At 74.2% G+C, this 23,576-nt stretch carries 26 protein-coding genes and 1 other RNA gene; 13 read left to right on the top strand and 14 right to left on the bottom strand.

Annotated elements, in window-relative coordinates; all coding sequences use genetic code 11:
- Positions 1–135: 135 nt before the first annotated feature.
- The 3 genes from ACYP53_RS16340 to ACYP53_RS16330 form a co-directional block, all read right to left on the bottom strand.
- Complete coding sequence (locus ACYP53_RS16340; RefSeq protein ID WP_459647799.1) at positions 136–1,185, bottom strand: endonuclease/exonuclease/phosphatase family protein; 1,050 nt, start codon at positions 1,183–1,185, stop codon at positions 136–138.
- 217 nt (positions 1,186–1,402) lie between these two features.
- Positions 1,403–2,032, bottom strand: a complete 630-nt coding sequence (locus tag ACYP53_RS16335; protein WP_189918455.1) for a TetR/AcrR family transcriptional regulator — start codon at positions 2,030–2,032, stop codon at positions 1,403–1,405.
- A 226-nt stretch (positions 2,033–2,258) separates the two neighbouring features.
- Complete coding sequence (locus ACYP53_RS16330) at positions 2,259–3,857, bottom strand: MFS transporter (RefSeq protein ID WP_459647798.1); 1,599 nt, start codon at positions 3,855–3,857, stop codon at positions 2,259–2,261.
- 320 nt (positions 3,858–4,177) lie between these two features.
- On the opposite strand from ACYP53_RS16330, the gene panB reads away from it, so the two are divergent.
- From panB to ACYP53_RS16315, 3 genes are all read left to right on the top strand, one after another.
- Entirely contained in the window at positions 4,178–5,047 is an 870-nt protein-coding gene (gene panB, locus ACYP53_RS16325; protein ID WP_189918451.1) for a 3-methyl-2-oxobutanoate hydroxymethyltransferase, read from the top strand.
- Positions 5,048–5,213: 166 nt separating this feature from the next.
- Complete coding sequence (locus ACYP53_RS16320) at positions 5,214–6,236, top strand: ATP-binding cassette domain-containing protein (RefSeq protein WP_459647797.1); 1,023 nt, start codon at positions 5,214–5,216, stop codon at positions 6,234–6,236.
- Positions 6,233–7,045 (top strand): ABC transporter permease, encoded by an 813-nt coding sequence (locus ACYP53_RS16315; RefSeq protein ID WP_189918439.1) that lies wholly within the window; start codon positions 6,233–6,235, stop codon positions 7,043–7,045. The genes ACYP53_RS16320 and ACYP53_RS16315 overlap by 4 nt, the downstream gene beginning before the upstream one ends.
- A 184-nt stretch (positions 7,046–7,229) precedes the next feature.
- Here ACYP53_RS16315 and ACYP53_RS16310 read toward each other — a convergent pair whose 3' ends face one another.
- Entirely contained in the window at positions 7,230–10,598 is a 3,369-nt protein-coding gene (locus ACYP53_RS16310; protein WP_459647796.1) for an AfsR/SARP family transcriptional regulator, read from the bottom strand.
- A 184-nt stretch (positions 10,599–10,782) separates the two neighbouring features.
- On the opposite strand from ACYP53_RS16310, the gene ACYP53_RS16305 reads away from it, so the two are divergent.
- Positions 10,783–11,598, top strand: coding sequence for a site-2 protease family protein (locus tag ACYP53_RS16305; protein ID WP_189918435.1), 816 nt, complete (start codon positions 10,783–10,785; stop codon positions 11,596–11,598).
- A 22-nt stretch (positions 11,599–11,620) separates the two neighbouring features.
- Here ACYP53_RS16305 and ACYP53_RS16300 read toward each other — a convergent pair whose 3' ends face one another.
- Both ACYP53_RS16300 and npdG read right to left on the bottom strand, forming a co-directional pair.
- Positions 11,621–11,815: a hypothetical protein gene (locus ACYP53_RS16300; RefSeq protein WP_189918433.1), complete on the bottom strand. Its 195-nt coding sequence runs from the start codon at positions 11,813–11,815 to the stop codon at positions 11,621–11,623.
- 112 nt (positions 11,816–11,927) lie between these two features.
- Positions 11,928–12,620, bottom strand: a complete 693-nt coding sequence (gene npdG / locus ACYP53_RS16295) for an NADPH-dependent F420 reductase (protein ID WP_189918431.1) — start codon at positions 12,618–12,620, stop codon at positions 11,928–11,930.
- Between the two features lie 47 nt (positions 12,621–12,667).
- On the opposite strand from npdG, the gene ACYP53_RS16290 reads away from it, so the two are divergent.
- Positions 12,668–13,267, top strand: coding sequence for a hypothetical protein (locus tag ACYP53_RS16290; RefSeq protein WP_459647795.1), 600 nt, complete (start codon positions 12,668–12,670; stop codon positions 13,265–13,267).
- 37 nt (positions 13,268–13,304) lie between these two features.
- Here ACYP53_RS16290 and ACYP53_RS16285 read toward each other — a convergent pair whose 3' ends face one another.
- Together ACYP53_RS16285 and ACYP53_RS16280 are read right to left on the bottom strand one after the other, a co-directional pair.
- Positions 13,305–13,568, bottom strand: a complete 264-nt coding sequence (locus ACYP53_RS16285) for a type II toxin-antitoxin system RelE family toxin (RefSeq protein ID WP_459647794.1) — start codon at positions 13,566–13,568, stop codon at positions 13,305–13,307.
- Positions 13,561–13,830 carry a type II toxin-antitoxin system Phd/YefM family antitoxin gene (locus ACYP53_RS16280; protein WP_459647793.1) on the bottom strand — a complete coding sequence of 90 codons (270 nt, stop codon included), beginning with the start codon at positions 13,828–13,830 and terminating at the stop codon, positions 13,561–13,563. Before ACYP53_RS16280 ends, ACYP53_RS16285 begins: the two co-directional genes overlap by 8 nt.
- A 55-nt stretch (positions 13,831–13,885) precedes the next feature.
- On the opposite strand from ACYP53_RS16280, the gene ACYP53_RS16275 reads away from it, so the two are divergent.
- On the top strand, positions 13,886–14,083 hold the full coding sequence (locus tag ACYP53_RS16275; protein WP_459647792.1) for a hypothetical protein: 198 nt from the start codon (positions 13,886–13,888) through the stop codon (positions 14,081–14,083).
- A complete protein-coding gene (locus ACYP53_RS16270; RefSeq protein WP_459647791.1) occupies positions 14,080–14,841 on the top strand; it encodes a hypothetical protein in 762 nt (253 codons plus the stop codon). The genes ACYP53_RS16275 and ACYP53_RS16270 overlap by 4 nt, the downstream gene beginning before the upstream one ends.
- 17 nt (positions 14,842–14,858) lie before the next feature.
- Here ACYP53_RS16270 and ACYP53_RS16265 read toward each other — a convergent pair whose 3' ends face one another.
- Positions 14,859–15,086: a hypothetical protein gene (locus ACYP53_RS16265; RefSeq protein WP_189918425.1), complete on the bottom strand. Its 228-nt coding sequence runs from the start codon at positions 15,084–15,086 to the stop codon at positions 14,859–14,861.
- A gap of 104 nt (positions 15,087–15,190) precedes the next feature.
- Between ACYP53_RS16265 and map the strand changes: the two genes are divergently transcribed.
- Positions 15,191–16,036, top strand: coding sequence for a type I methionyl aminopeptidase (map, locus tag ACYP53_RS16260; protein WP_189918423.1), 846 nt, complete (start codon positions 15,191–15,193; stop codon positions 16,034–16,036).
- A gap of 33 nt (positions 16,037–16,069) precedes the next feature.
- Here the strand turns inward: map and ACYP53_RS16255 are convergent, their stop codons facing one another.
- Positions 16,070–16,771, bottom strand: a complete 702-nt coding sequence (locus tag ACYP53_RS16255; RefSeq protein ID WP_189918420.1) for a bifunctional DNA primase/polymerase — start codon at positions 16,769–16,771, stop codon at positions 16,070–16,072.
- A 472-nt stretch (positions 16,772–17,243) separates the two neighbouring features.
- On the opposite strand from ACYP53_RS16255, the gene ACYP53_RS16250 reads away from it, so the two are divergent.
- Positions 17,244–17,474: a hypothetical protein gene (locus ACYP53_RS16250; RefSeq protein WP_189918526.1), complete on the top strand. Its 231-nt coding sequence runs from the start codon at positions 17,244–17,246 to the stop codon at positions 17,472–17,474.
- Between the two features lie 55 nt (positions 17,475–17,529).
- Positions 17,530–17,727, top strand: coding sequence for a hypothetical protein (locus tag ACYP53_RS16245; protein WP_189918523.1), 198 nt, complete (start codon positions 17,530–17,532; stop codon positions 17,725–17,727).
- 48 nt (positions 17,728–17,775) lie between these two features.
- Here ACYP53_RS16245 and ACYP53_RS16240 read toward each other — a convergent pair whose 3' ends face one another.
- Complete coding sequence (locus ACYP53_RS16240) at positions 17,776–18,438, bottom strand: PadR family transcriptional regulator (RefSeq protein ID WP_459647790.1); 663 nt, start codon at positions 18,436–18,438, stop codon at positions 17,776–17,778.
- Positions 18,439–18,628: 190 nt separating this feature from the next.
- Here ACYP53_RS16240 and ACYP53_RS16235 point away from each other — a divergent pair, with 190 nt between their 5' ends.
- Both ACYP53_RS16235 and ACYP53_RS16230 read left to right on the top strand, forming a co-directional pair.
- Positions 18,629–19,027, top strand: a complete 399-nt coding sequence (locus ACYP53_RS16235) for an ACT domain-containing protein (RefSeq protein ID WP_189918416.1) — start codon at positions 18,629–18,631, stop codon at positions 19,025–19,027.
- 108 nt (positions 19,028–19,135) lie between these two features.
- Positions 19,136–19,393: a hypothetical protein gene (locus ACYP53_RS16230; protein WP_030056921.1), complete on the top strand. Its 258-nt coding sequence runs from the start codon at positions 19,136–19,138 to the stop codon at positions 19,391–19,393.
- A gap of 59 nt (positions 19,394–19,452) precedes the next feature.
- On the opposite strand, the gene rnpB is transcribed toward ACYP53_RS16230, so the two are convergent.
- The 3 genes from rnpB to ACYP53_RS16215 all read right to left on the bottom strand — a co-directional run bounded on the left by rnpB (position 19,453) and on the right by ACYP53_RS16215 (position 22,964).
- Positions 19,453–19,851, bottom strand: an RNA gene (rnpB, locus tag ACYP53_RS16225) — RNase P RNA component class A.
- Between the two features lie 13 nt (positions 19,852–19,864).
- On the bottom strand, positions 19,865–21,379 hold the full coding sequence (locus ACYP53_RS16220; RefSeq protein WP_459647789.1) for an MFS transporter: 1,515 nt from the start codon (positions 21,377–21,379) through the stop codon (positions 19,865–19,867).
- A 100-nt stretch (positions 21,380–21,479) separates the two neighbouring features.
- Positions 21,480–22,964 carry an RNB domain-containing ribonuclease gene (locus tag ACYP53_RS16215; RefSeq protein ID WP_189918412.1) on the bottom strand — a complete coding sequence of 495 codons (1,485 nt, stop codon included), beginning with the start codon at positions 22,962–22,964 and terminating at the stop codon, positions 21,480–21,482.
- A gap of 158 nt (positions 22,965–23,122) precedes the next feature.
- Here ACYP53_RS16215 and ACYP53_RS16210 point away from each other — a divergent pair, with 158 nt between their 5' ends.
- On the top strand, positions 23,123–23,575 hold the full coding sequence (locus ACYP53_RS16210; RefSeq protein WP_189918410.1) for a DUF3995 domain-containing protein: 453 nt from the start codon (positions 23,123–23,125) through the stop codon (positions 23,573–23,575).
- The last annotated feature ends 1 nt before the right edge of the window (position 23,576 follow it).

Raw genomic sequence — 23,576 nt, 5'->3', positions numbered from 1 at the left:
GCCGGGGCACGCACCTCGCCGCGTTGTCGTCGGTCGCCGATGCTCCGCATGGACTCCCTCCTCCGCCTTGCGATGCACGCACCCCAACGCCGCGCGCTGATCCGACGCGAATTGTCAGACACGCCCTAGGGTGCCCTAGTTGTACCGGTAGGTGGCGGCCACCGCGAGGTGGTCGCTGCCGTCCCGGGGCAGGGTGCGGGAGTCGACCGGCGCCAGCCCGCCCTTGCTCAGGATCTGGTCGATCCGGGCCATCGGGAAGGACGCCGGCCAGCTGAAGCCGAAGCCGTCCCCGGCGGCGCCCTGGGCCGAGCGCATCTGCGAGGTGACCGGCGCCAGGCTGCGGTCGTTCATGGTGCCGTTGAGGTCGCCGAGCAGCAGCACCTTCTTGACCGGCTCCGCCTGGATCGCGTCGCCGAGCGACTGGGCGCTGGCGTCCCGCTGGTTGACGGTGAAGCCGCCCTCGGCCTTCAGCCGCACCGAGGGCAGGTGCGCGACGTACACCGCGACCGGGCCCTGTGGGGTGGCGACCTGGGCCCGGAACGCCCTGGTCCAGCCCATCTTGAGGTCCACCGGCGCGATCCCGCTGATCGGGAACTTCGACCAGAGCCCGACCGTGCCCTCGACCGTGTGGTACGGGTAGGCGTCGGCGAGCCCAGTCTCGTACGAGCGCAGCGCCCGGCCGGCCAGCTCCTGCAGGGCGACGATATCGGCGCCGGAGGAGACCAGCCCGCGGACGGTGGCCGGCACGTCGGTGTTGGCCGCGGCGACGTTGTGGCTCACCACCGTCCAGTCGCCCTTGCCGCCGCTCTTGTCGCTCAGCAGGCCGCCGAACAGGTTGGCCCAGAGCACGACGGGCAGCAGCAGGGCGATCAGCGCGGTGGCGGAGCGGCGCAGCAGCGCGGGCACCAGCAGCACCGGGACGGCCAGGCCGACCCAGGGCAGGAAGGTCTCCAGCAGGCTGCCGAGGTTGCCCACGCTGTTGGGCACCTCGGCGTGGAAGGCGAGCAGCGCGCCGGTGAGCACGGCCAGGACGGCGACCACCAGGCCGCGCCGCCAGGTGGTGGCGCCGCGGGCGTCCCGGCCCCAGTGGCGCAGGCCGAGCAAGCCGGCCGGACGGGCCGCGGGGGCCGGGTCGTCGGCACCTCCGGGGGCCGCGATCCGCTCGGTCCTGTCCGCCTGTGCCATCCGTGGCTCCCGTTCGCTCGTGCCGTCCGCCGGTCCCCGGTCCGGCCCGTACGGACGGGCACGAACCGGGCCGGTGCCGGTTCGTTCGGATACCCGGCTCAGCCTATGCCGGGACAGACGTCACGCCCCCGGAGCGGGTTCCGGCGTGGCCCGGTTTGGTGAGCCAGGCCACGTCCGGCGGGGTGAGCGCCGTCAGCGGGTCAACGGATGAGCGGGATCAGCGGGGTGCGAGGCCCTGGAGCACGGAGTCGACCATGGCCCGGGCCAGGTCCGGGTCCTCCAGGTCGGAGTCGTCCCACAGGATGCTGCGGTAGAGGATCGGGCCCATCAGCAGGTCGCCGAGCAGGTCCGGGTCGAGGTCGGCGCGCAGCACGCCCTCGTCCACGGCGCGGCGGATCAGGGCCAGTCCGGCCTCGCGGCGCGGCTTGACCACCCGTTCGCGATAGGCGTTGTGCAGTTCGGGCAGGCTGTGCATCTGGCCGAAGGCCGCCTTGAGCACCCAGCGGCTGCGCTTGGCGAGGCCGCGCCGGCGCATGTAGTCGACCATCTCGATCAGGTCGGCCCGGGCGCCCTCGCCGGTCGGCTCCGGCATCGGGACCTCCAGCCGGCTGACCACGTCGACCAGCAGCGCCTCCTTGTTGGGCCAGCGCCGGTAGATGGTGGCCTTGCCGACGCCGGCGGCGGTGGCGATGCCCTCGATGGTGAGCTCGGACATCGTGGTGCCGCCCGCCATCAGGTCTTCGACCGCGGTGAAGATGGCCTGCTCGGCGGCCTCGCTGCGCGGGCGGCCCCGGCGGGTCGCGGCGCAGGCCTGCCCGGTGTCGGCGGTCGGGCTGTCCGTCTTCATCCCCGCTGGTCTCCTCGCTGTCCCCGGGCGCGCGGGCGCCGTCCGTGTCGTTGGCGGTCCGTACGGCGGGCGGGGGCCCGCCGGACCGAGGCCCTGCCGCCCGGGCGCACCCGGGGCGGCAGGGCCATTGTCACTCAGTCGTGATCCGCGGCGGGCGGCCGGCCGTCGGCTGTCGGCCCAGGCCGACCCGGCCACCGGTCGCCGCTCGCCGGCCGCCGGGCACCGGTCAGGCGTCCGCGGCCGCGGTCGCGCGGGCCCCGTCCGGCTGCGCGGCGGCCGGAGCGCCGGGGGCGGCGGTGCGGCGCGGCAGCAGGAACCAGGCGACCAGCGCGCCGAGCACCGAGATGCCCACCGAGAGCGAGGCGACGATGTGCATGGCGTGGATGAAGGAGTCGTTCGCCGGGCCGACCAGCGCCTTGCCGCCCGGGATCCGGTCGGCGATGGCCAGGGTGGCCTCCAGCGACTCGCCGGCCTTGTCCCGCAGGTTCTCGGGCAGCTGGTTCAGCGTGTCGCTCATCCCGTCGCGGTAGACGGTGGAGAGCACCGCGCCGAGCACGGCGACCCCGAGCGAGCCGCCGACCTGGCGGAAGGTGTTGTTGACGGCCGAGCCGGCGCCGGCCTTCTCCCGGGGCAGCGAGCCCATGATCGCGACGGTGACCGGCGGCATCACGTGCGCCATGCCCGCGCCCATCACCAGGCCGAGCACGATCAGCACCCAGATCGGGGTGGTGACGGTGAGCACGGTGTAGCCGACGAAGCCGAGCGCGACCAGCACCATGCCGCCGGCGGCGGTGGCGGCGACGCCGATCCGGTCGACCACCAGCCGGGCCCGCGGCGCGAACAGCAGCTGGGCCACGGCCAGCGGGAGCATCAGCAGACCGGCCTGCAGGGCGCTGTAGCCGCGCACGCTCTGGATGTAGAACACGCCGAAGAACGAGACGCCCATCAGCGCGAAGAAGATCACGCCGACGACCACCACGGAGGCGCTGAACACCTTGTTGCGGAACCAGGTGACGTCCAGCGCGGGGAACGCGGTGCGGCGCTCGAACCAGACGAAGGCCACCAGCGCGACCACGCCGACCAGGGTCGGCACCCAGGCCGCGGGGGCGGTGAAGTCGGCCAGCTCGCCGCCCTTGATGATGCCGTAGATCAGCGCGACCAGGCCGACGATCGACAGCAGCACGCCGACCGGGTCGAGCTTGCCCGGGCTCGGGTCCTTGGACTCGGGCACCAGGACCGCCATCGCGATCACCGCGACGACCACGATCGGGACGTTGATCAGGAAGACCGAGCCCCACCAGAAGTGCTCGATCAGCAGACCGCCGGTGATCGGGCCGATCGCGATGGCCAGGCCGACCGCGCCCGCCCAGATGCCGATCGCCTTGGGCTGCTCCTCGCGCTCGAAGACGTTCATGATGATCGCCAGGGTGGCGGGCATCGCGAGCGCGGCGCCGACGCCCATCAGGGCGCGGAAGCCGATGAGTTCACCGGGCGAGCCGGCCATCGAGGACAGCAGCGAGGCCACGCCGAAGACCACCATGCCGGCCAGCAGCGCGAGCTTGCGGCCGAAGCGGTCGCCGAGCAGGCCCGAGGTGAAGAGCAGCCCGGCGAACACCAGGGTGTAGGAGTTGATCGACCACTCCAGGTCGCTCTGGGTGGCGCCGAGGCCGACCGGAGCGGGGGTCGCGATGGTCTTCATCGCGACGTTGAGGATCGAGTTGTCGAGCACGACGACGAGCAGGGCGAGCACCAGGGTGCAGAGGATCGCCCAGCGCCGACGGTGGATGGCTTCCGGCACACGGGGTGGCGCGGCTGCGGTGGTCATTGGTCTTCCCGTCCGTGTTGGCGTGGCACTGGCGGGCAATTCCGAGTCGGATGCGTCTCGTAACCCCCCGCACCAGAGTAGCGGCGAATACGATACGAGACGACCCCGTTTCGTAAAAACGAGGCAAAGCCCGCCCCGGTCCACGACGGCCCCGGTCCGCGACGGCGCCGGTCCGCGACGGCCCCGGGACCCCGTGTGTCACGGATCGCACCGGGACCGACGCACCCCTCTTTGCGCTCGCGCCGGGGCGTGCAAGCATGGAGGTGATCCGGGGACGCCGCACGGCGCCACGAGACGACAACCCTTCAGGAGCCCGTTCGATGAACGCTTCCTCGCCTTCGCCTGCCCAGAACCAGGCGTCGACCGCCACCCTCTACGGCGGGGTCACCAACCGCCGCGTCACCGTCCGCGACCTCGCCGCCGCCAAGCAGCGCGGCGAGAAGTGGTCGATGCTCACCGCCTACGACGCGCTGACCGCGGGCGTGTTCGACGAGGCCGGCATCCCGGTCCTGCTGGTCGGCGACTCGGCGGGCAACTGCCACCTCGGCTACGAGACCACCGTCCCGGTGACCATGGATCAGATGGTGATGCTCTCCGCCGCCGTCGTCCGCGGCACCAAGCGGTCGATGATCGTCGCCGACCTGCCGTTCGGCTCCTACCAGGAGTCCCCCGCGCAGGCCATGCACAACGCGGCCCGGCTGATGAAGGAGGCCGGGGTCGGCGCGGTCAAGCTGGAGGGCGGCGAGCGCAGCGCCCGCTCGATCGAGCTGCTGGTCGAGGCCGGCGTCCCGGTGATGGCGCACATCGGCCTCACCCCGCAGTCCGTGCACGCCCTCGGCGGCTACCCCGTCCAGGGCCGCGGCGACGAGGCGGCGCACCAGCTGCTGCGCGACGCCAAGGCCGTCCAGCAGGCCGGCGCCTTCGCCGTGGTGCTGGAGGCCGTGCCGGCCGAGCTGGCCACCCAGGTCACCGAGCAGCTGGCGATCCCGACCGTCGGCATCGGCGGCGGCCCCGACACCGACGCCCAGGTCCTGGTCTGGACCGACATGGCCGGCATGACCGCCGGCCGGGTGCCGAAGTTCGTCAAGCAGTACGCCAACCTGCGGGCCGTCCTCGGCGACGCCGCCCGCGCCTTCGCCGAGGACGTCCGCGGCGGCGCCTTCCCGGCCGAGGAGCACAGCTTCCACTGACCGGCCCGGGCCGGAGGCGAGTGAGCGAGTAGCAGCCCCCTCTCCGCGGTCGCGGAAAGGGGGCTGTGACGTCTCCGGGCCCCGCTGACAGCGGCGTGACAGCGGGCTGGCAGCGGGCCCGCCCGGCTGACAGGGGGCTGACAGCCGGGGCGGACAACCTGGTGGCATGACACGAATCGCCACCGCCCCGAACGACCGGGGAGCCGCCGTCGGCAACGCCGTCGAGGTCCGCGGCATCGTCAAGCACTACGGCACCACCAAGGCCCTGGACGGCGTCGACCTCACCGTGAAGGAGGGCACCGTCCTCGGCGTGCTCGGCCCCAACGGCGCCGGCAAGACCACCCTGGTCCGGGTCCTCTCCACCCTGATCAAGCCGGACGCCGGCACCGCGGTCGTCGGCGGCTACGACGTCCTGCGCCAGCCGAAGCAGCTGCGCCGCACGATCGGCCTCACCGGCCAGTACGCCTCGGTCGACGAGCTCCTCTCCGGGTACGAGAACCTCTACCTGATCGGCCGCCTGCTCGACCTCCCCCGCCGCGAGGCCAGGGCCCGCGCCACCGAGCTGCTGGAGCGGTTCTCGCTCACCGAGGCCGCCAAGCGGACCGCCAAGACCTACTCCGGCGGCATGCGCCGCCGCCTCGACCTGGCCGCCAGCATGATCGGCCGCCCCCGGGTGCTCTACCTGGACGAGCCCACCACCGGCCTGGACCCGCGCACCCGCAACGAGGTCTGGGACGAGGTGCAGCGGATGGTCGCCGAGGGCACCACCGTGCTGCTGACCACCCAGTACATGGAGGAGGCGGAGCAGCTCGCGAACGAGCTGACCGTCATCGACCGCGGCAAGGTGATCGCCAACGGCCTGGTGTCCGACCTCAAGGCCAAGGTCGGCGGCCAGACCCTGCAGGTCCGCCCGGCCCGGCCGGCCGATCTGCCCGAGATGGCCCGCTGCCTGCGCGAGAACGGCGTCAGCACCGCCACCTACTCCGCCGACACCGGCCTGCTCGCGGTGCCGATCACCGGCGAGGAGCAGCTGACCGCGGTGATCGGGGTGCTCGGCGGCCGCGGCTTCGCGATCGCCGGCATCGACACCAAGGTGCCCAGCCTCGACGAGGTCTTCCTCGCCATCACCGGCAAGCCCGCCGCCGACGCCGAGCCCGTCCCCAGCCTCGCCAAGGAGCCCGTCGCATGACCACCGCCACGCTCGCCCCCGCCCGGGCCGAGGACTCCCGGATCGGCCTGTCCGGGACGCTGCGCCACGTCGGCGCGCTGACCCGGCGCAACCTGATGCGGATCAAGGCCGACCCGGAGTCGATGTTCGACGCCGTGCTGATGCCGGTGATCTTCACCGTGCTGTTCGTCTACGTCTTCGGCGGGGCGATGGCCGGCGACCAGGACACCTACAAGCAGTACCTGGTCCCCGGCCTGCTCGGACAGACCGGCCTCACCCTCGCGATGGCCGTCGGCACCGGCCTCAACAGCGACTTCCAGACCGGCGTGATGGACCGCTTCCGGACCCTGCCGATCGGCCGGGCCTCCGTCCTGCTCTCCAAGATCGCCGCCGAGACCCTCCGCGGGCTGCTCTCCTTCGCGATCCTGATCGGCTTCGCGATGTGCATCGGCTTCGAGGTGAAGACCGGTCCGCTGGAGGTGCTGGCCACGATCGGCCTCGCCCTGGTGTTCGGCATGTCGATCGTCTGGATCTCGATGCTGCTGGGCATGGCGCTGCGCAGCGCCCAGGCCGTCCAGGGCGTGGCCATGCTGGTCCTGATGCCGATGCAGTTCGGCAGCTCGATCTTCGCCCCGACCCAGACCATGCCGGGCTGGCTGCAGTCCTTCACCAAGGTCAACCCGCTCTCCGCGCTGGCCGACGCCTCCCGGGCGCTGCTCAACGGCCAGGGCGCGGTGGCCCACCCGGTGATGATCGTGCTGATCTGGTCCGCCGCCGTCACCGCGGTCTTCGCCCCGCTCGCGGTGGCCCGGTTCCGCAAGCGGACCTGACCCCGGACCTCCGCCGCCCCTCCTCGGAGGAGACGGCGGATCCGACGGCCGGCCGCCCGGGACAGGCGCCGGCCGCCGTACGGGCCCGGCGGGCCGGTGACCAGGGGACGGGCACCGGCCGGCCGGGCCGACGGGCGTGCGTGTCCCGCGGATCCTCGCCGGGTCCGCGACGCCGGGGCCCGCCCTACGGCCCGAAGATCAGTTCCTCCAGCAGCTCGTGGGTCTGCTGCTGGGTCATCCCGACGCCGCGGCCCCGGGCCTCCTCGAAGGCGGCGTCGCCCAGCACCTCGCACAGGGCCCGCGCGGAGCGCTCGCGCTCGACCCGGTCCAGGTAGCCGCCCTTCGGCCCGTTCAGACCGCCATGCGCGCCGATCAGCACGGCCGCCGCCTCGGCCCGCGCCAGGTCCCCGTCGCGCTGGGCGAAGGCGCAGAGCACCGCGACCACCGCGGGCACCACCATGACCGTCATGTGCTCGGTGAAGCCGCTCGCGGCCGAGACGGACTTCAGCATCCGCCGCCCCTCGCGGAGCAGGACGAGGCCCGCGTCCGGGTCCCCGGCCCGGGCCCTGATCCAGCCCCGGGCGCTCACCAGCAGCCCGTCCACGATGCCCGGCGCGAAGCCGCCCACCCGGACCGCGTCGAGCGCGTCCAGTTCGGCCAGGGCCTCCGGGTACTCCCCGCGCTGGGCGTGGACGCCGCAGAGCGTCAGGTGGCCGAACATCAGGGCGCCGGTGGTGGACTGGTTGGCGACCGGGGTCTCGATCGCGGCCAGCGCCTCCCGGACGGTCCGCTCGCCGAGCTCCATGTCGTGCTCCAGCAGGGCGGTGCCCAGGTGCACCCGCAGCATCGGGATCTCCTGCGGCGCGCCCAGCTCCTCGGCCAGCTCGATCGCCCGCCCGTACGCGGCGGCGGCGGCCTCCGACTCGCCCTGGTTGGCCAGGCTCTCGCCGTGCGCGGCCAGCGCCTGGGACGTCCCCCAGAGGTCCCCGGTCTGCTCGTACAGCTCCAGCGAGCGCCGGCCGTCCGCCAGGCTCTGCTCCGCGCCGCTCGGCCAGTCGTTCATCATCCGGGCCCGGATCTGCAGGATGAAGGCCAGGTCGCCCGGCTCCCCGTACCGCTCGCAGCCGCGGACGGCGTCGTCCAGCAGCTCCGTCATCAGCTCCAGCCGGCCGGACAGGAAGGCCCCGAACACCCGCATCAGCGCCGGGAACCGGTAGGACTGCGGCAGCTCCGGGGTGTAGACCTCCAGCAGCTGCTGGGAGAGGGCGATCGCCTGCTCGTCGCCGAGCACGTCCAGGTTCCCCTCGAACAGCCCGACCAGCCGGAACATCGCGAGCAGCCGGCGGCACTCCTCCACCACGCCCTCGGGCATCGGCAGGCCGTACGAGAGCACGTTCCGCTCCAGCGGCACCGGCGGCGGGACGTCCGGGCCGAACGGGTCCGGGCCGAGCGCGGCGACCGCGTTGTACCAGCCGCGGGCCTCCATGCCGTAGGCGCGCAGCGACCAGTACCAGCTCATGCCGAGGACGAGGACCAGCGCCTGCTGCTCGTCCCCCAGGTCGATGGCGCGGCGCAGCACCGCCCGGACGTTGTCCTGCTCGCGCTCCAGCACGGCGAGCCAGTGCAGCTGCCGGGGGCCGTGGATGTACCGGTCGGCCTCGGCGACCAGGGCGCGGAAGTGCGCCAGGTGGCGGGCCTCGGTGGCGGTGCGCTCGGCGGCGGACTCGGCGAGGCGCTCGGTCGCGTACTCGTGGATGGTCTCCAGCATCCGGTAGCGCGGCAGGCTGGCGCCGTCCAGGTCGGCGACCAGCAGCGACTTGTCGACCAGCGACAGCAGCAGGTCGGCGACCTCGCCGGGGGCCACGTCGGTGCCGTCGGCGCAGACCGCCTCGGCGTCCTCCAGCTGCCAGCCGCCCGCGAACACCGAGAGCCGGCGCAGCACCGCGCGTTCCCGCTTGCCCAGCAGGTCCCAGCTCCAGTCGACCACCGCGCGCAGGGTCTGCTGGCGCGGCAGCAGGGTGCGGCTGCCCGCGGTGAGCAGCGCGAACCGGCCGTCCAGCCGGTCGGCTATCTGGCGCGCCGTCATCACCCGCAGCCGGGCGGCGGCCAGTTCGATGGCCAGCGGCAGCCCGTCCAGCCGGCGGCAGATCTCCGCGCAGGCCTCCGGGTCGCCCTGCGGGTCGAAGCCCGGACGGGCGGTGGCGGCGCGCTCGGCGAACAGCCGCAGCGCGACCGGGTCGGGCAGCGGCTCGACCGGCAGCACCGTCTCGCCGGGCACGCCGAGCGGCTCCCGGCTGGTGGCCAGCACCGTCAGCCCGGGGCACTCGGCGAGCAGCACGTCCACCAGGTCGGCGGCGGCCTGGATCAGGTGCTCGCAGTTGTCCAGGACGAGCAGCATCCGGCGGTGTCCGCACCGCTCGACCAGCCGGCGCACCGGGTCCTCGGCCCGCTTCTCGATCACCTCGGCGACCATGCTGGTGCTGTGCAGCACGATCTCGCGCAGCCCGAGCGCGGAGACCACGGCGGCGGGCACCGCGTCCGGGCTCTCCAGCGGGGCGAGTTCGGCCACCCAGACGCCGTCCGGCCAGGTCCCGGCGGACAGCTCGGCGCGGCCGGCCTCGACCGAGAGGCTGGTCTTGCCCGACCCGCCGGGGCCGGTCAGGGTCACCAGCCGACGCTCCGTCAACAGCCGGCGCAGCGCGGCGAGATCGGACTCCCGGCCGACGAAGCTGGTCAGCCGGCCGCGCAGATTGCCTCCGGCGCGCGGCGGTTGGGGCGACGGTGCGGCCCGGGTCGGCTCCGGCCCCGGCTCTGGCTCCCGCCGCACCGGCGACTCCGCCACCGGGGCGAGCAACTCGGCGTGGACGGACTGGAGTTGCCGACCGGGATCGGCCCCGAGCTCATCGGCCAGGGCGCGCCTGGTCCGCTCGTAGTGGCGCAGCGCCTCGGCCGTCCGGCCGCTCTCGTGCAGCGCCCGGATCATCAGCAGCTGCAGCGGTTCGTCCAGCGGGTGCCGCTCGCACAGTTCGGCCAGCTCGGCGACCAGCTCCCCGGCCCGGCCCAGCCCCAGGTCGGCGGTGATCCGGTGCCGGCGGGCCTCCTCGCGCTGGGCCTCCAGCCGGGCGGCCGGGCCGGTGCGGTCCGGCAGGTCGGCGAGGGCGGGGCCGCGCCAGAGCGCCAGGGCGGCGCGCAGCCGCTCGGCGGCGACGGCGTGCTCCCCGGCGTCCAGGGCACGCCGGCCCTCCGCGCTCAGCCGCTGGAAGTCGGCGAGGTCGGTGCCCGGGCCGGTCAGCCAGTACCCGGCCGGGCCGGAACCGACCTCGTCCCGGCCCACGGTGCGGCGCAGCCGCCCGACCAGGGTCTGCAGCGCGGCGGAGGAGTCCTGCGGCGGGTCGGCGTCCCACACCTCGTCCACCAGCAGGTCGGCCGGCACCGGCCGGCCCTGCCGCAGGGCCAGCGCGGTCAGCAGCGCCCGCAGCCGGGCGCCGCCCAGGGGCACCTGGGTTCCGTCGTCGTGATGGGCCGTGGTCGTCCCGAGGATGCCGTAGTGCACCGGACCATTCTGGTCGATCCGCGCGGGTGCGGCCGCACAATTGTGCTGAGCCCCGCGCCCGGGGCGGAACGGGACCGGAGGTTCGGACGTTTCACCCGGAGCGGCTTGTCCGCCACCGGCCCGCCCGGCATGATCGACCCCGGCCCGCATCCCGCCCTCCCCCTGCCCACGGAGCATCCCCACCATGACCTTCGCCGCCACGCCGCGCTCCCGCAGCGAGGACCGCCGGATCAGCCCGGTGTTCTGGGTGCTCCTCGCCGTCCTCGGCACCTCCGCCTGGGCCGTGTACGCCGACTACGGGAACAGCTCCTTCGGGGTGTTCCTGTTCGTGGTCGCCGGCTGGATGGTCTCGCTCTGCCTGCACGAGTACGCCCACGCGCGCACCGCGCTGCACGGCGGCGACATCACCGTCGGCGCCAAGGGCTACCTCACGCTCAACCCGCTGAAGTACACCAACGTGCTGCTCAGCTTCGTACTGCCGATCGTCTTCGTGATCCTCGGCGGCATCGGCCTGCCCGGCGGCTCGGTGTGGATCGAGCGCCACCGCATCCAGGGCCGGCTCAAGCACAGCCTGATCTCGGCGGCCGGGCCGCTGGTCAACCTGCTGTTCGCGGCGGTGCTGCTGATCCCGGTCGGCGCGGGCTGGCTGCACGGCGACGACGGGGTGTACGTCTGGGCCCTCGGCGTCGACCCGTACAAGCCGATCGAGTGCGCGATGGCCTTCCTCGGCCTGCTCCAGCTCAGCGCCGCCCTGCTGAACCTGCTCCCGGTGCCCGGCCTCGACGGCTACGGGATCGTCGAGCCGTGGCTCTCCGCCAAGACCCGGCGCGCGGTCGAGCCGTTCGCGCCGTACGGGATGCTGGCCGTGTTCGCCCTGCTGTGGCAGCCCCAGGTCAACCACCTCTTCTTCGAGGCGGTGCACGGGCTGATGTCGCTCTTCGGGGCGGACGGCCGGGTCTCCGACCTGGGCTACGCGCTGTTCCGGTTCTGGGACAACTGAGCCCGGGCGCCGGGCCCGGTGGTCAGCCCTGCTCGGCGGCGGCCGCGGCGGCCTCGGCGATCTTCGCCCGGCGGCGGTTCATCCACAGCACGTTGCTGGCCACACCGGCCAGCGGCAGCCAGATCAGGCCCAGCCAGAGGCCCTGGGTCACGGAGAAGACGGCGGCCGCCAGCGCGAGGACGACGACGATCAGGGCGAGCAGGGACGTGCGGGGCATGGCGGGAGGCTCCTAGAACGGGTGCGGCCGGCCGGATCGCGGCCGGGACCCATTGTCGCCGACCTCACCTCCGGAAGGGCTCCAGGGGTGAGGTCGACACGGCGGCCTCCGGTCACACGTCGGTGATCCGCAGACCCGCGTGGGCCTTGTAGCGGCGGTTGACCGAGATCAGGTTCGCCACCAGGGCCTCGACCTGGTGGGCGTTGCGCAGCCGGCCCGCGTAGATGCCGCGCATGCCCGGGATCCGGGAGGCCAGGGCGCGCACGACGTCGGTCGCGGCCCGGTCCTCGCCCAGCACCATGACGTCGGTGTCGATCTCCTCCACCGACTCGTCCTGCAGCAGCACCGCCGAGAGGTGGTGGAAGGCGGCGGTCACCCGGGAGTCCGGCAGCAGCGCGGCGGCCTGCTCGGCGGCGCTGCCCTCCTCCGGCTTCAGCGCGTACGCGCCCTGCTTGTCGAAGCCCAGCGGGTTGACGCAGTCCACGACGATCTTGCCGGCGAGGTCCTCGCGCAGCGCGGTCAGCGTGGCGGCGTGGCCGTCCCACGGCACCGCGACGATCACCACGTCGCTCTCCCTGGCGACGGTGGCGTTGTCGGCGCCGCGCACGCCGAGGCCCAGCTCGGCCGCCGAGGCCTCGGCCCGGGCGGCGTCGCGGGAGCCGATGATCACCTGCTGGCCGGCCTTGGCCAGCCGCAGGGCCAGGCCCCGCCCCTGGTCGCCGGTGCCGCCGAGGACACCGACCACCAGCTGCGAGACGTCCGGCAGTTCATGGGCCGGGTTTGTCGCTGAATCGAGGGAAGTCATGGGTTGATCCTGCCAAATGCCCGGCCCGGCGCGACATCCTGGCCCGCATGGACGCGGTGAGAGTTTCGGCACTCCGGGAACGGCTGACGGGCACGGGCTGGCTGGAGGCCGTCGGCGGCTTCGCCGGGACGCTGCGGCGCTCGGTGGAACGACGCGGCGCCGACGGACTGCTCCTGGTCGGCACCGAGGCGTACGAGCCCTGGCACCTGGCCGCCCACCTGGCGGACGAGGCCGCCTGGTCGGCCGTCCCCCGGCTGGCACCCACCCTGCTCCGGCACCGCCCACCGGCCGGCGCCCCGGCCCACCTGGCCCACGACCTGCGGCGGCTGACCGACGCCGGACGCGGAGCCACCGTCCTGGTGGTGGCCCCCGAGGCGGCCGACACCCCCCTGCTGGAACGGGTCCACGACGCCCGCCGGCACGGCGCGACCGTCCTCGCCGTGGACGGCGCCGCCGCCCCGGGCGACCTCGGCGGACTCGCCCACGAACGCCTCGCCGTCGGCACCGCCGCGGAGGAACCCTTCGACCTCGCCCAACACCTGCTCAGCGCCGCCGCCGCCCACCCCGCCCCCCGCCGCTCCCCCCTGACCCGCCTCGCCACCCTCGCCGCCCGCCTCACCTCACCCCCACCGATCAACCGCTGGTAGCCCCGGCCGGCGGCGGCGATTCAGGAACGCCGTGCCGTCAGGCGTGGTAGACCGTGGAACGGTGGCCGACGTGGACGACCCACACCACCAGCTGCCCGTTGTCGATCGTGTAGATGACGCGGTAGTCGCCCACGCGCAAGCGTCGGCGATCGGGCTGTGACACGAGCGCGGTGGTGTTGAAGCCGAGCGGATCGCTCTCCAGCTCCGTCAGCTTGGCCAGGATGCGAAGCGCCATGTCGCGGGGGATCTTCCGGAGCTCGTCCTGGGCCTCCGGCCGGAAGACGGTGCGGTACTCACTCACTGCGGGCCAGCGTCTCCCTCATGACGTCCTCGATGGGGATCCCCGGGGAGGAGTCGGCCATGCGCTCGTCGATGATCCGGTTGATCTCGCGCTCTTCCCACTCCTGGTACTTCCGGAGGACCTCGATCGACACGACGGCGGCAACCTCCTTGCCACGGCGCGTGATCACCGTGGGCACGTCATCCCGATCGGCCCGCTCGACGACCTCGGCCAGGTGTGCGCGGACGTCCCGGATCGACTCTATGGGCAGCGGCTGACTCATGCGCTCAAGCGTACACAGTGTCCCAGGTGTACACAAAGGCTCGCCGACCGGGGTCGTGGTGGCCTTCGCCGGGGTGCAGACCGCGTACGCGCTGGACCTGCTCACCTTCGGCGCCTCGCTGCTGCTGCTCGTCCGGATCAAGGCGGTGCCGCCGGCCACCGGCGCCGAGCGGCCCTCGGTACGGGCGGGCAGAGCAGGAGCGGACGGGAGGGCGGGAGGCCTCGACCCCGCTGTGACAGACTTTTCGGCATGAAAACCGGGGGTTGGATGCAGGGGACCGCCGCGGTGGTCGTCGTGATCGCGGCACTGGCCGGGGCACTCGGCTGGGCCCTCTCGCGGGGTGACGAGGCTCCGGACCCGGCCCGCCGGAGCGTCGGCAGCACGCTCGACCCGTCGGCGCCGGACGTCGCGAAGCTGGCCGCCTCCCCCGAGGTGGCCGCCGCCGACCAGGCCCTCACCGCCGAGATCGACCGGCGGCTGGCCGCACTCCTCCCGGTGCTCTCCGGCGCCCAGCCGATCGGCGAGGGCGTCCAGGACGGCTGCGGGGTGGCCCCGGGCCGGCCCGACGGCGCCGCCCCGCACTGGCCGGCCCCGACGTGCCGCCGACAGGTGGTCAGGTACCTGACCGTGGAGGGCGATCCGCGGCAGGCGCGGGCCCGCTGGGAGCAGGCGATGGCCGCGCAGGGCGCGCAGCCCGCCGACACCGACGCCTCGCCCCGGCCGGGTGAGAGCCTCTGGTACGGCTTCCCGCGCACCGACGGCGACCACGACCTGCTCGGGGTGAGCCTGGCCTTCGACGAGCGGAAGGACCCGAGCGCCTCCCCGACCCCGGGCGCGGGCTTCCCCTGGAAGCTCGCCGCGCCGAACGCCGCCGCGAAGGCCTGGGCCGACCGGGAGTCGAGGCCCGCGGCGTCCGTGGACCTGGCCGCCGCCCAGGCGCTCTCGGCCGGGCGGCGCCTCGTCGTGCTGAGCGTGGACGAGGAGTACTTCACCGGCCCCGAGCCGCACTGAGCCACCGGACGAGCGCCCTACGCGGTGGGGCCCTTGGGCTCGTCCTTCCAGCGCGGGTCGTTCTGCCACTCCCGGTTGCGCTCGTCCGCGATCCGCAGCGCCTGCGCGGCCTCCTCGGGGCTGTCGTACGGGCCCAGGCGGTCCTTCGCCGGGCACTCCGGGCCCTCCTCGACCTTGCCGTGCTTGATGCAGTAGAACCACTCGCCGGGCTTGCCGGTGGGCTTGCGGTGGAATCCGAGGGGCATGGCGTCCTCCCGTTCAGTCGGATGGGTCGTACCGATCATTCCCCGGCCCGGGTGGCTCCGCACACCGCCCGTCCGGCCGGGGCCCGGCGGATAGACTCGCGGCCATGGCTCTCGTACCCGGCATCCAGTCCCCCACCCGCAAGGTCCCGGCGAACATCGCGCGTCCCGAGTACGTCGGGCGCCCCGCCCCGGCGCCGTACACCGGGCCCGAGGTGCAGACCGCCGAGACGATCGAGAAGATGCGGATCGCGAGCCGGATCGCCGCGCGGGCGATGGAGGAGGCGGCCAAGCTGATCGCCCCCGGGGTCACCACGGACGCGCTGGACGTCGTCGCCCACGAGTACATGTGCGACCACGGCGCCTACCCGTCGGACCTGGGCTACCGGGGCTTCCCCAAGTCGATCTGCACCTCGGTCAACGAGGTGATCTGCCACGGGATCCCGGACTCGACCGTGCTGCAGGACGGCGACATCGTCAACATCGACGCCACCGCGTACATCCACGGGGTGCACGGCGACCTCAACGCCACCTACCTGGTCGGCGACGTGGACGAGGAGTCCCGCCTGCTGGTGGAGCGCACCCGGGAGTCCCTCGCCCGGGCGATCAAGGCGGTCAAGCCGGGCCGTCAGATCAACGTGATCGGACGGGTCATCGAGTCCTACGCCAAGCGCTTCGACTACGGCGTGGTGCGGGACTTCACGGGCCACGGCATCAACACGTCGTTCCACTCCGGCCTGATCATCCCGCACTACGACAGCGAGCGGGCCACCGAGGTGATCAAGCCGGGCATGACCTTCACCATCGAGCCGATGCTGACCCTGGGCACCTACGACTACGAGATCTGGCCGGACGGCTGGACGGTCGTCACCAAGGACCGCAAGCGCACCGCCCAGTTCGAGCACACCCTGGTGGTCACGGCGGACGGCGCGGAGATCCTCACCCTGCCGTAGCCCGCCCCGGAGGCGAGCGGGCGAGTCACAGCCTCAGCCGATGAGCCACTGCTCCTCGGCGACGGCGCCCACCTCGGTGCAGGCGTCGGTCAGCACGTCCAGGACGCGCAGCGGGTCCGGCAGCGGCTGCTCGGGCCCGCGCAGCCACCGCACCCGGGATCCGTCCGGCAGCGCGGCCGGCGGGAGCAGGGTGTACGAGCCGCGGCAGTGCCAGCGCAGGCCGGGGTGCTCGGACATGGTGTCGGGGGTGGAGTCGAGCGCGCTCGGCCACCACTCGTCCTCGTCCAGCGGGGTGCCGCGGGTGGCGGTGAAGAACAGGTAGCGGTCCTCGCCGACGGCGGCGACCGGGCCTTCGACGCCCAGCGCGGTCAGCCGTTCCAGGGCGAGCCGCCCGGCCTCCGCCGGGACGTCCAGGACGTCGTGCACCCGGCCGGTGGCGGTGATGAAGTTGGCCCGCGGGTCGCGGGCGAGCCAGCGGGAGAGCTGCTCGGTGTCAGTGGTGGCCTGGGTCTGCCAGGCGAAGGAGACCGGGTGCTGGGCCGGGGCCGGACAGGCCACCCGGTCGCAGGAACAGCGGTAGCCGGTCGGGTGGGCGGCCGGGGCGACCGGGAATCCGGCGCGCACCGCGCCGAGCAGCTGGTCCAGCCCGGCGGCCGGGCCGTCCGGGTCCCCCGCCCGGGCCCGCTGACGATCACGCTTCTGCCACCAGGTCGTCCATTTGCCGCCGGCTTCCATCGGGCCCCTTCCGCGCAACTGCCGTGCCTGGTGCGACACAGCGTTCGACGTTCCACTCCGACGCAACGCCCGGCGCGCCCCGCTGCTTCCCGGGTCGCTCGGCCCTGCCGTCCGCGCCCCGCCGGCCGCGTCCCGGGGTCACCGGACGGCCGACGCCGGGTCACGGTACGCGGTCACGGCAGCACGCTGTCCGCGCCGGAACGGCCGGAGGGCGCGCGGATCCGCGCCTCACCCGGCCCGTACGGGGCCCGCTGACCCGGGTGGACCCCGAGGGCGTACAGGAAAGGATAGGGGTGCTCGGGCCCTCCGGATGACCGGGGGCGGTGCCTCTCCGGTCACACTCCCGCGCGCACCCCGGGCACACTCCCGGCACGCGGTCCTCACGAGGCGTCCCGCTCACCTTCCCTTCCGGGTGTCCCCGGTCACCCGGCGGGACGCCGGATCACCCGCGCGGAGGTGAGACCCTGGGGGGATGAAGAGCGCGGACACGGCATTCGTCGGCGGCCCCCTGGACGGGCGGGTCCTCCCGATCCCCCTGGGGCCGATGCTCGGCGTGCCCAAGAAGTACAAGGTCCCGGTCCCCGCGCACGGTGACGCCGCCGCGCGCACACTGGTGTACGTCCGGACCAAGCAGGTACGGGGCCTGAGCTGGTTCTGGCGCTACGAGTACGACGAGGCGGCCACCGCCAAGGCCTCCGGCTGACGAGCCCTGGGCCGGCGGGCCGCCCGCTCCCCCATCGCCCTCCCGGGAGGTCGGCATGGCCAGGACGGTACGGCACCCGAGCAACGGCTCCCGCGCGGTCGCGCACCACAACCGGCAGGTCGCCTGGACCACCGGGGTGCTGCTGCTGGCGGTGAGCCTCTACACCGTGACGATCGGGCCCAACGGCTGGCTCTGGTTCGGCTGGGCGGTGCTGCTGCTGGTCTGCGTGGGCCTGTTCCTGGTCCACCCGTGAGCCGCGGCGGCACCGCCCGTCCCGCCGGTGCGCCTCCCCCCGCGCCGGTCAGTCATCCTCGGCGAGGATGAGGTACAGCTTCTTGCGGGCCTCGGTCAGCACGGTCAGGCCCTTGGCGCGCTGCGCCTCGGTGCCGGTCGCCATGACCTGCCGGATCGCCTGGTCGACCGCGGCCAGCGCCTGGCCCACCTCCTGGACGGCCTCCCAGTCGACCTCCCGGCCGGCCTCGGCCCACGGCTCCGCCGGCCCGGCCTCGGCCTCGGCACGGCCCGCCTCGGTGAGCGCGACCAGCCGCTTGCCGCCGACCTCCTCCGCGGTGATCAGGCCCTCCTCCTCCAGCAGCTGGAGGTTGGGGTAGATCGAGCCCGGACTGGGCCGCCAGGCCCCGCCGGTCCGCTCGGCGATCTCGGCGATCATCTCGTAGCCGTGCATCGGCCGTTCCTTGAGCAGCGCCAGCAGCGAGGCACGGACGTCACCGCGCCGCGCCCGTCCGCCGCGCCGCCCGTGCGGGCCGCCGCGCCGGCCGCCGTGGCCGCCGAAGCCGTGCCCGAACGGGCCGCCCATCGGACGGCCGGGGCCGCCGCCGCCGAACGGCGGACCGAACCCGCCGAACGCCTCCCGGCCCTCGAAGCCCTCGCCGGGCATCCCCCGGAACTCCGGCCCCGGCCCGCGCCGGCGGCCGCCGCCCGGGCCCTCTCCACGAAATCGCATTCCTGAGCGCATGGCGCCCACCTCCTGGTTCTCCGAAACAGTCGAGTTACTGTCTCGATAGTTCGACGATATATCGGTGACTGTCGCTCGTCAACGGTTCACCGACAGCCCGCCCACCGTCCCGTGACAGCTCCCGACACGGCCGCCGCGGCCCGGGCGCGTCCAGCGCCCAGCCGCTACGGTGACGGGCATGGCCGGAGAACGAGATCTTGCGACGCTGCTGGGCGGGATGCGCCCGGTGCTCAACCCGGGGCGGTACGTCTACTGCACGCTCCCCGCGAAGGTGCCCGCCGGCATGCGGCCGGTGGTGACCGTCGCCGAACCCGAAGGGGTCACGGTGGTGGTCGCCCAGGAGGAGGCGGACGCGCTCGGGCTGCGCTACGAGTACGTGGCGGCCTGGATCACCCTGCAGATCCACTCGGCGCTGGAGGCCGTCGGACTGACCGCGGCCGTCGCCGGACGGCTCGCCGAGCACGGGATCAGCTGCAACGTGGTGGCCGGCTTCCACCACGACCACCTCTTCGTCGCCGCCGACGACGCCGAACGCGCCGTCCGCGCCCTGGAGGAACTCTCCGAACACCCCGTGTAGGGCCGGGTCCGCCCGACAGTCGTTCCGGGTGGCCGCCGCCGACCGGGCCTTCGACACTGGGAGCAGCCGCCCCGTCGAGGGCGGCCCCACCGGAAGGAGACGGCCGCCATGGCCATCTGCGTCACCTGCGGCAACGACTACTGGCTGGCCTTCGAGATCAAGACGGTCACCGGCGACACCTACACCTTCGACAGCTTCGAGTGCGCGATGGAGAAGCTCGCGCCGCGCTGCGAGCAGTGCAACGTCCGGATCGTGGGCCACGGCGTCGAAGTGGCCGGGATGTTCTTCTGCTGCGCCAACTGCGCCCGGGTCAACGGCGGCCTCGGCGAACAGATCCGCGACGCCGTCGGCGCGCACCCCGCGTAGGCGCGAGGCGGCCGCACGGCCGGGGAGGGGCCCCGCCCGGTCACGGGCGGGGAAGGGGGCGGAAGAGTCGGCCTGTACGCCGGGTTCTGTCACCCGGGTCGCTTGCGCGGCCCGGGGAGACGGCCATCCATCTAGGGCTGCCGTTGCCGACAGCCTCGTGCGGTCTACCCGCGAGCTCGGGCGAGCAGCCCTCGAACACTCGCGCACGGCGCCCGAGGGCACCGATCTTGACCTTGCTCCAGGTGGGGTTTACCTAGCCGGCCGGGTCACCCCGGTCGCTGGTGGTCTCTTACACCACCGTTTCACCCTTACCCACCACGAAAAGCGGTGGGCGGTCTGTTTTCTGTGGCACTGTCCCGCGGGTCACCCCGGGTGGGCGTTACCCACCACCCTGCTCTGTGGAGCCCGGACGTTCCTCGGCGGGTCCGTGGACCCGTCGCGGCCGCCCGGCCGGCTCTTCCGCCGTAGTGGTCATGGTAGCCGCTCGGGCGGCGCCGCCCGTACACCGGACCGGACGGCCGGCGGCTCGGCGCCGAGGCGGGCGGCCACCCGGGCGGCCGTCGCGCTCGCCCGGGCGGTCGTGGTGGCCAGGCCCAGCAGGAGGATCGCGCCGCCCAGGCCGACCAGGATCCACCAGCCGACGTGGCTCGCCGGGGCGAAACCGGTCGCCACCGGGCCCGCCACCGCCGACATGACGACCGTGCCGATCACCGCGACGCCCAGCGACTGGCCGACCTGACGGCTGGTCGAGGCGACCGCGGCCGCCACACCCGCCTGGGCGCGCGGCATGCCGGAGACGGCGGCGTTGGTGATCGGCGCGTTGACCATGCCGAAGCCGAAGCCGAACAGCGCGTACGCGACCAGCAGCAGCGCCGGCGGGGAGTCCGCGGCGAGCCGGGTGAGCAGCACCCCGCTCCCGGCCAGGCCGAGCCCGGCCGCGACCAACGGCAGGCGCGGGCCCCGGCTGCCCACGATCCGTCCGGACAGCGGCGCGCAGACCAGCATCATCCCGGCCATCGGCAGCGTCCACAGGCCGGCCTCGACCGGGCCGTAGTGCCGGACGTCCTGCAGGTAGAGGGTGTTGAGGAAGAGGAAGCCGCCGAGCGCGGCGAAGGCGCAGACCGCGGTGACCGTCGCCCCGGTGAACGGCGCGCTGGCGAAGAACCGCGGGTCCACCAGCGGCTCCGCGACCCGCCGCTCCCAGAGCGGAAAGGCCGCCAGCGCGGCCAGCGCCGCCGCGGCCAGGGCGAGGATCAGCGGGGAGGTCCAGCCGTTGCCCGGGCCCTCGATGATCGCGGCGGTGCCGCAGCCCAGCAGCACGATCATCAGCAGCTGCCCCACCGGGTCCAGCCGGCGGGGCCGCGGCGAGCGGGACTCCGGGACGTAGCGGGCCGTCAGCAGGATCGCGGCCAGCGCGACCGGGACGTTGATCAGGAAGATCGACGGCCAGCCCGCGCCGTCCACCAGGAAGCCGCCGAGCAGCGGGCCGAGCGCCATCGAGATGCCGACCACGCCGCCCCAGACGCCGATCGCCCGCGCCCGCTCCTTCGGATCGGTGAAGGTGTTGGTGATGATCGACATCGCCACCGGGTTGAGCATCGAGCCGCCCACCGCCTGCAAGGCCCGGAACGCCACCAGCCACCCCAGGCTCGGCGCCAGACTGCACAGCAGCGAGCCGAGCGCGAAGCACACCAGCCCGGTCTGGAACACCCGGCGGCGGCCGAACCGGTCGGCCACCGAGCCGAACAGCATCAGCAGCGAGGCCAGCACCAGGGTGTAGGCGTCGATGATCCACTGCAGCCCGGACGCCGGGGCGCGCAGGTCCCGCTGGATCGCGGGCAGGGCGATGTTCACCACGGTGTTGTCGAGGCCGACGATGAACAGGCTCAGGCAGCAGATCGCCAGGACCAGCAGACGGTGGCGCCGTCCGGGTTCCGGGGCGGGCGCGAGGGCGGCAGCGGGGGCGGGGGGCTGGGCATCGAGCACGCACCGATCCTCCCACCGCGGACCGGGGCGGGGCGGCGGGACGGACCGTACGGGTGGCGGGCGGAGGGTGGCGGGGCTCGTCGACGGCCCCGCCGCCCCGTCACACCGCGGCGAAGCGGACGGTGCGGGTGGCCGGGTCCGCCGTCGTCAGCCGGACGTCGATCACCCGGCCGAGCGGCAGCCGGCCCGCCGTGCCGTCAGCAGCCGCGCCCGGAGCCGCGCCCGCGGCGTCGCAGCGGGCCCGGACCGCCGGGTCGCGCAGCTGCACGGTGCCGGAGGCGGGCCGCTTCTCGTCCACGTCGATGACCACCGCCGAGAAGTCCTCGCCCTCCCGGCCCGCCAGCAGCTCCGCCTCCACCAGGTCCACGCAGGCGCGCTCGACCTCGCCCGCCCGGCGGTCCCCGCTCGCCATCAGCGCCGGTACCGTCGGCAGCGCCTCCCGCGCCCAGTCCGGCACGTCCTCCCCCGCCGCCACCGCCGCGCACACCTCCTGCGCGAACCGGTCCCCGAGCCGGCGCAGCGGCGCGGTGCAGTGCGCGTACGGGGCGGCCAGCGCGGCGTGCGCCGGCTCGGCGGGCGCGGGCAGGCCGCGGGACTCGTCGAAGGCGTGGTAGCCGGCGCCGCGCAGCAGGCCGGTACAGGCGTTGAGGAAGGCGGCGTTCAGCGGCACGTCCGGGTCCAGCGAGCGGATCAGCTCCGGGTACGGGAGCGCCTGCGGCCACTCCACGTCCAGGGCGGCGGCGATCCGGCGCAGCCGCTCGTAGGCGCCGGGCGGCGCGGCGGGCAGGGTGCGCAGCAGGCCGACGCCCGCGTCCAGCATCAGGTCGGCCGCGGCCATGCCGGTGAGCAGCGAGATCTGGGCGTTCCAGCCGTCGGCGGGGCCGGGCGCGCGGTAGCCGAGGACGTACCCGTGCAGGGTCTCCTCGACCTCCTGCTCGGGCACCGGGAGGCTGATCCCGCCCCGGGCGCGCTCCCGCTCCTCGCGCAGCCCGCCGACGGTGGCGAGCAGGGCCAGCTGCTCGTCGGCGCCGCCGAGGGCCACGGCGCGCTCGACGGCCGCGTAGTCCAGCCGGCGGTGCGACCGGACCAGGGCGCGGCGCAGGTCGGCGAGGACCACCGCGCCGTCGGTGTCCAGGTCCAGCTGCCAGAGCAGGGCCGGCCTGGGCTCGCCGGGCAGCAGGCTGGCGGCGTCCTCGGAGAGCCGGGCCGGGTGCAGGGGCACCCGGTGGTCGGGGAAGTAGAGGGTCTCCACCCGGCGGCGCGCCTCCGCGTCGATCGCGCCGCCCGGGCGGACGAAGGCGGCGACGTCGGCGATCGCGTAGTGCACCCGGTAGCCGCCGCCCGCGCGGTGGCTGAGGTGCATGGCCTGGTCGAGGTCGCGCGAGCCGGGCGGGTCGACCGTGAACAGGGGCAGGTCGGTGGCGTCGTACTCGGGCAGCCGGGGGCGCTCCGCCGCCTCCTCCGCCTCGGCGAGCACCTCCTGCGGCCACTCGGTGTGGATCTCCAGACGGGTGCGGAGCTCGGTCAGCTCGGTGTTGATCCGGGCGGAGTCGGCGGCCTTGACGCGCAGTTTTCGGCGAGGCATGGAGGCAGCGTAGGGCGAATCGGGTGATTCCGGACGGAGGCTCAGCGTCCCCGTAGGGAGTTCGGGTCCTTCGCCACGGGGCGGGCGGGCGCGGCGAAGGGCGGCGTAAGGGCTCGTAGGGTGGGAGGAGTCGGCCTTGGGCGGAGGGGGTTCGGGTGATGAGTGGTGCGGTGAAGGTGGCGGGGGCCGCGGTGGCGGGGGCGCTGGCGGCGACCGGGGTACTGCACGCGGTGTGGGCGGTGACGCCGTGGCCGTTGCGGACGCCGGAGGAGTTCGCGGACACCGTGGTGGGGGCGGGGGACGGGGTGCCGTCGGCGGCGGCCTGCGTCGCGGTGGCAGGGATGCTGGGGACGGCCGCCTACCTGGTGGGGGCGGAGGCCGGGGTGCTGCCCAAGGTGGGACCGGAGCGGGTGCGGCGGGCCGGGGTGCGGACGGTGGCCGGGGTGATGCTGGCGCGCGGGGTCGGCGGACTCGCGCTGTTCGGCGGTGTGATCGAGCGCTCGGAGCGGTTCCGGCGGCTGGACCGCCGGTACTACTCGCCGCTCTGCGTGGCGTTGGGAGCCGGAGCGGCCGCAGTAGGGTGGCGGGGTTCGTCCGCCACAAACTGTTGAG

The organism is Kitasatospora sp. Ki12, assembly GCF_054601375.1.
Note: the sequence above shows the minus strand (reverse complement) of the source record. Positions and strands in the feature narration are given on the sequence as shown.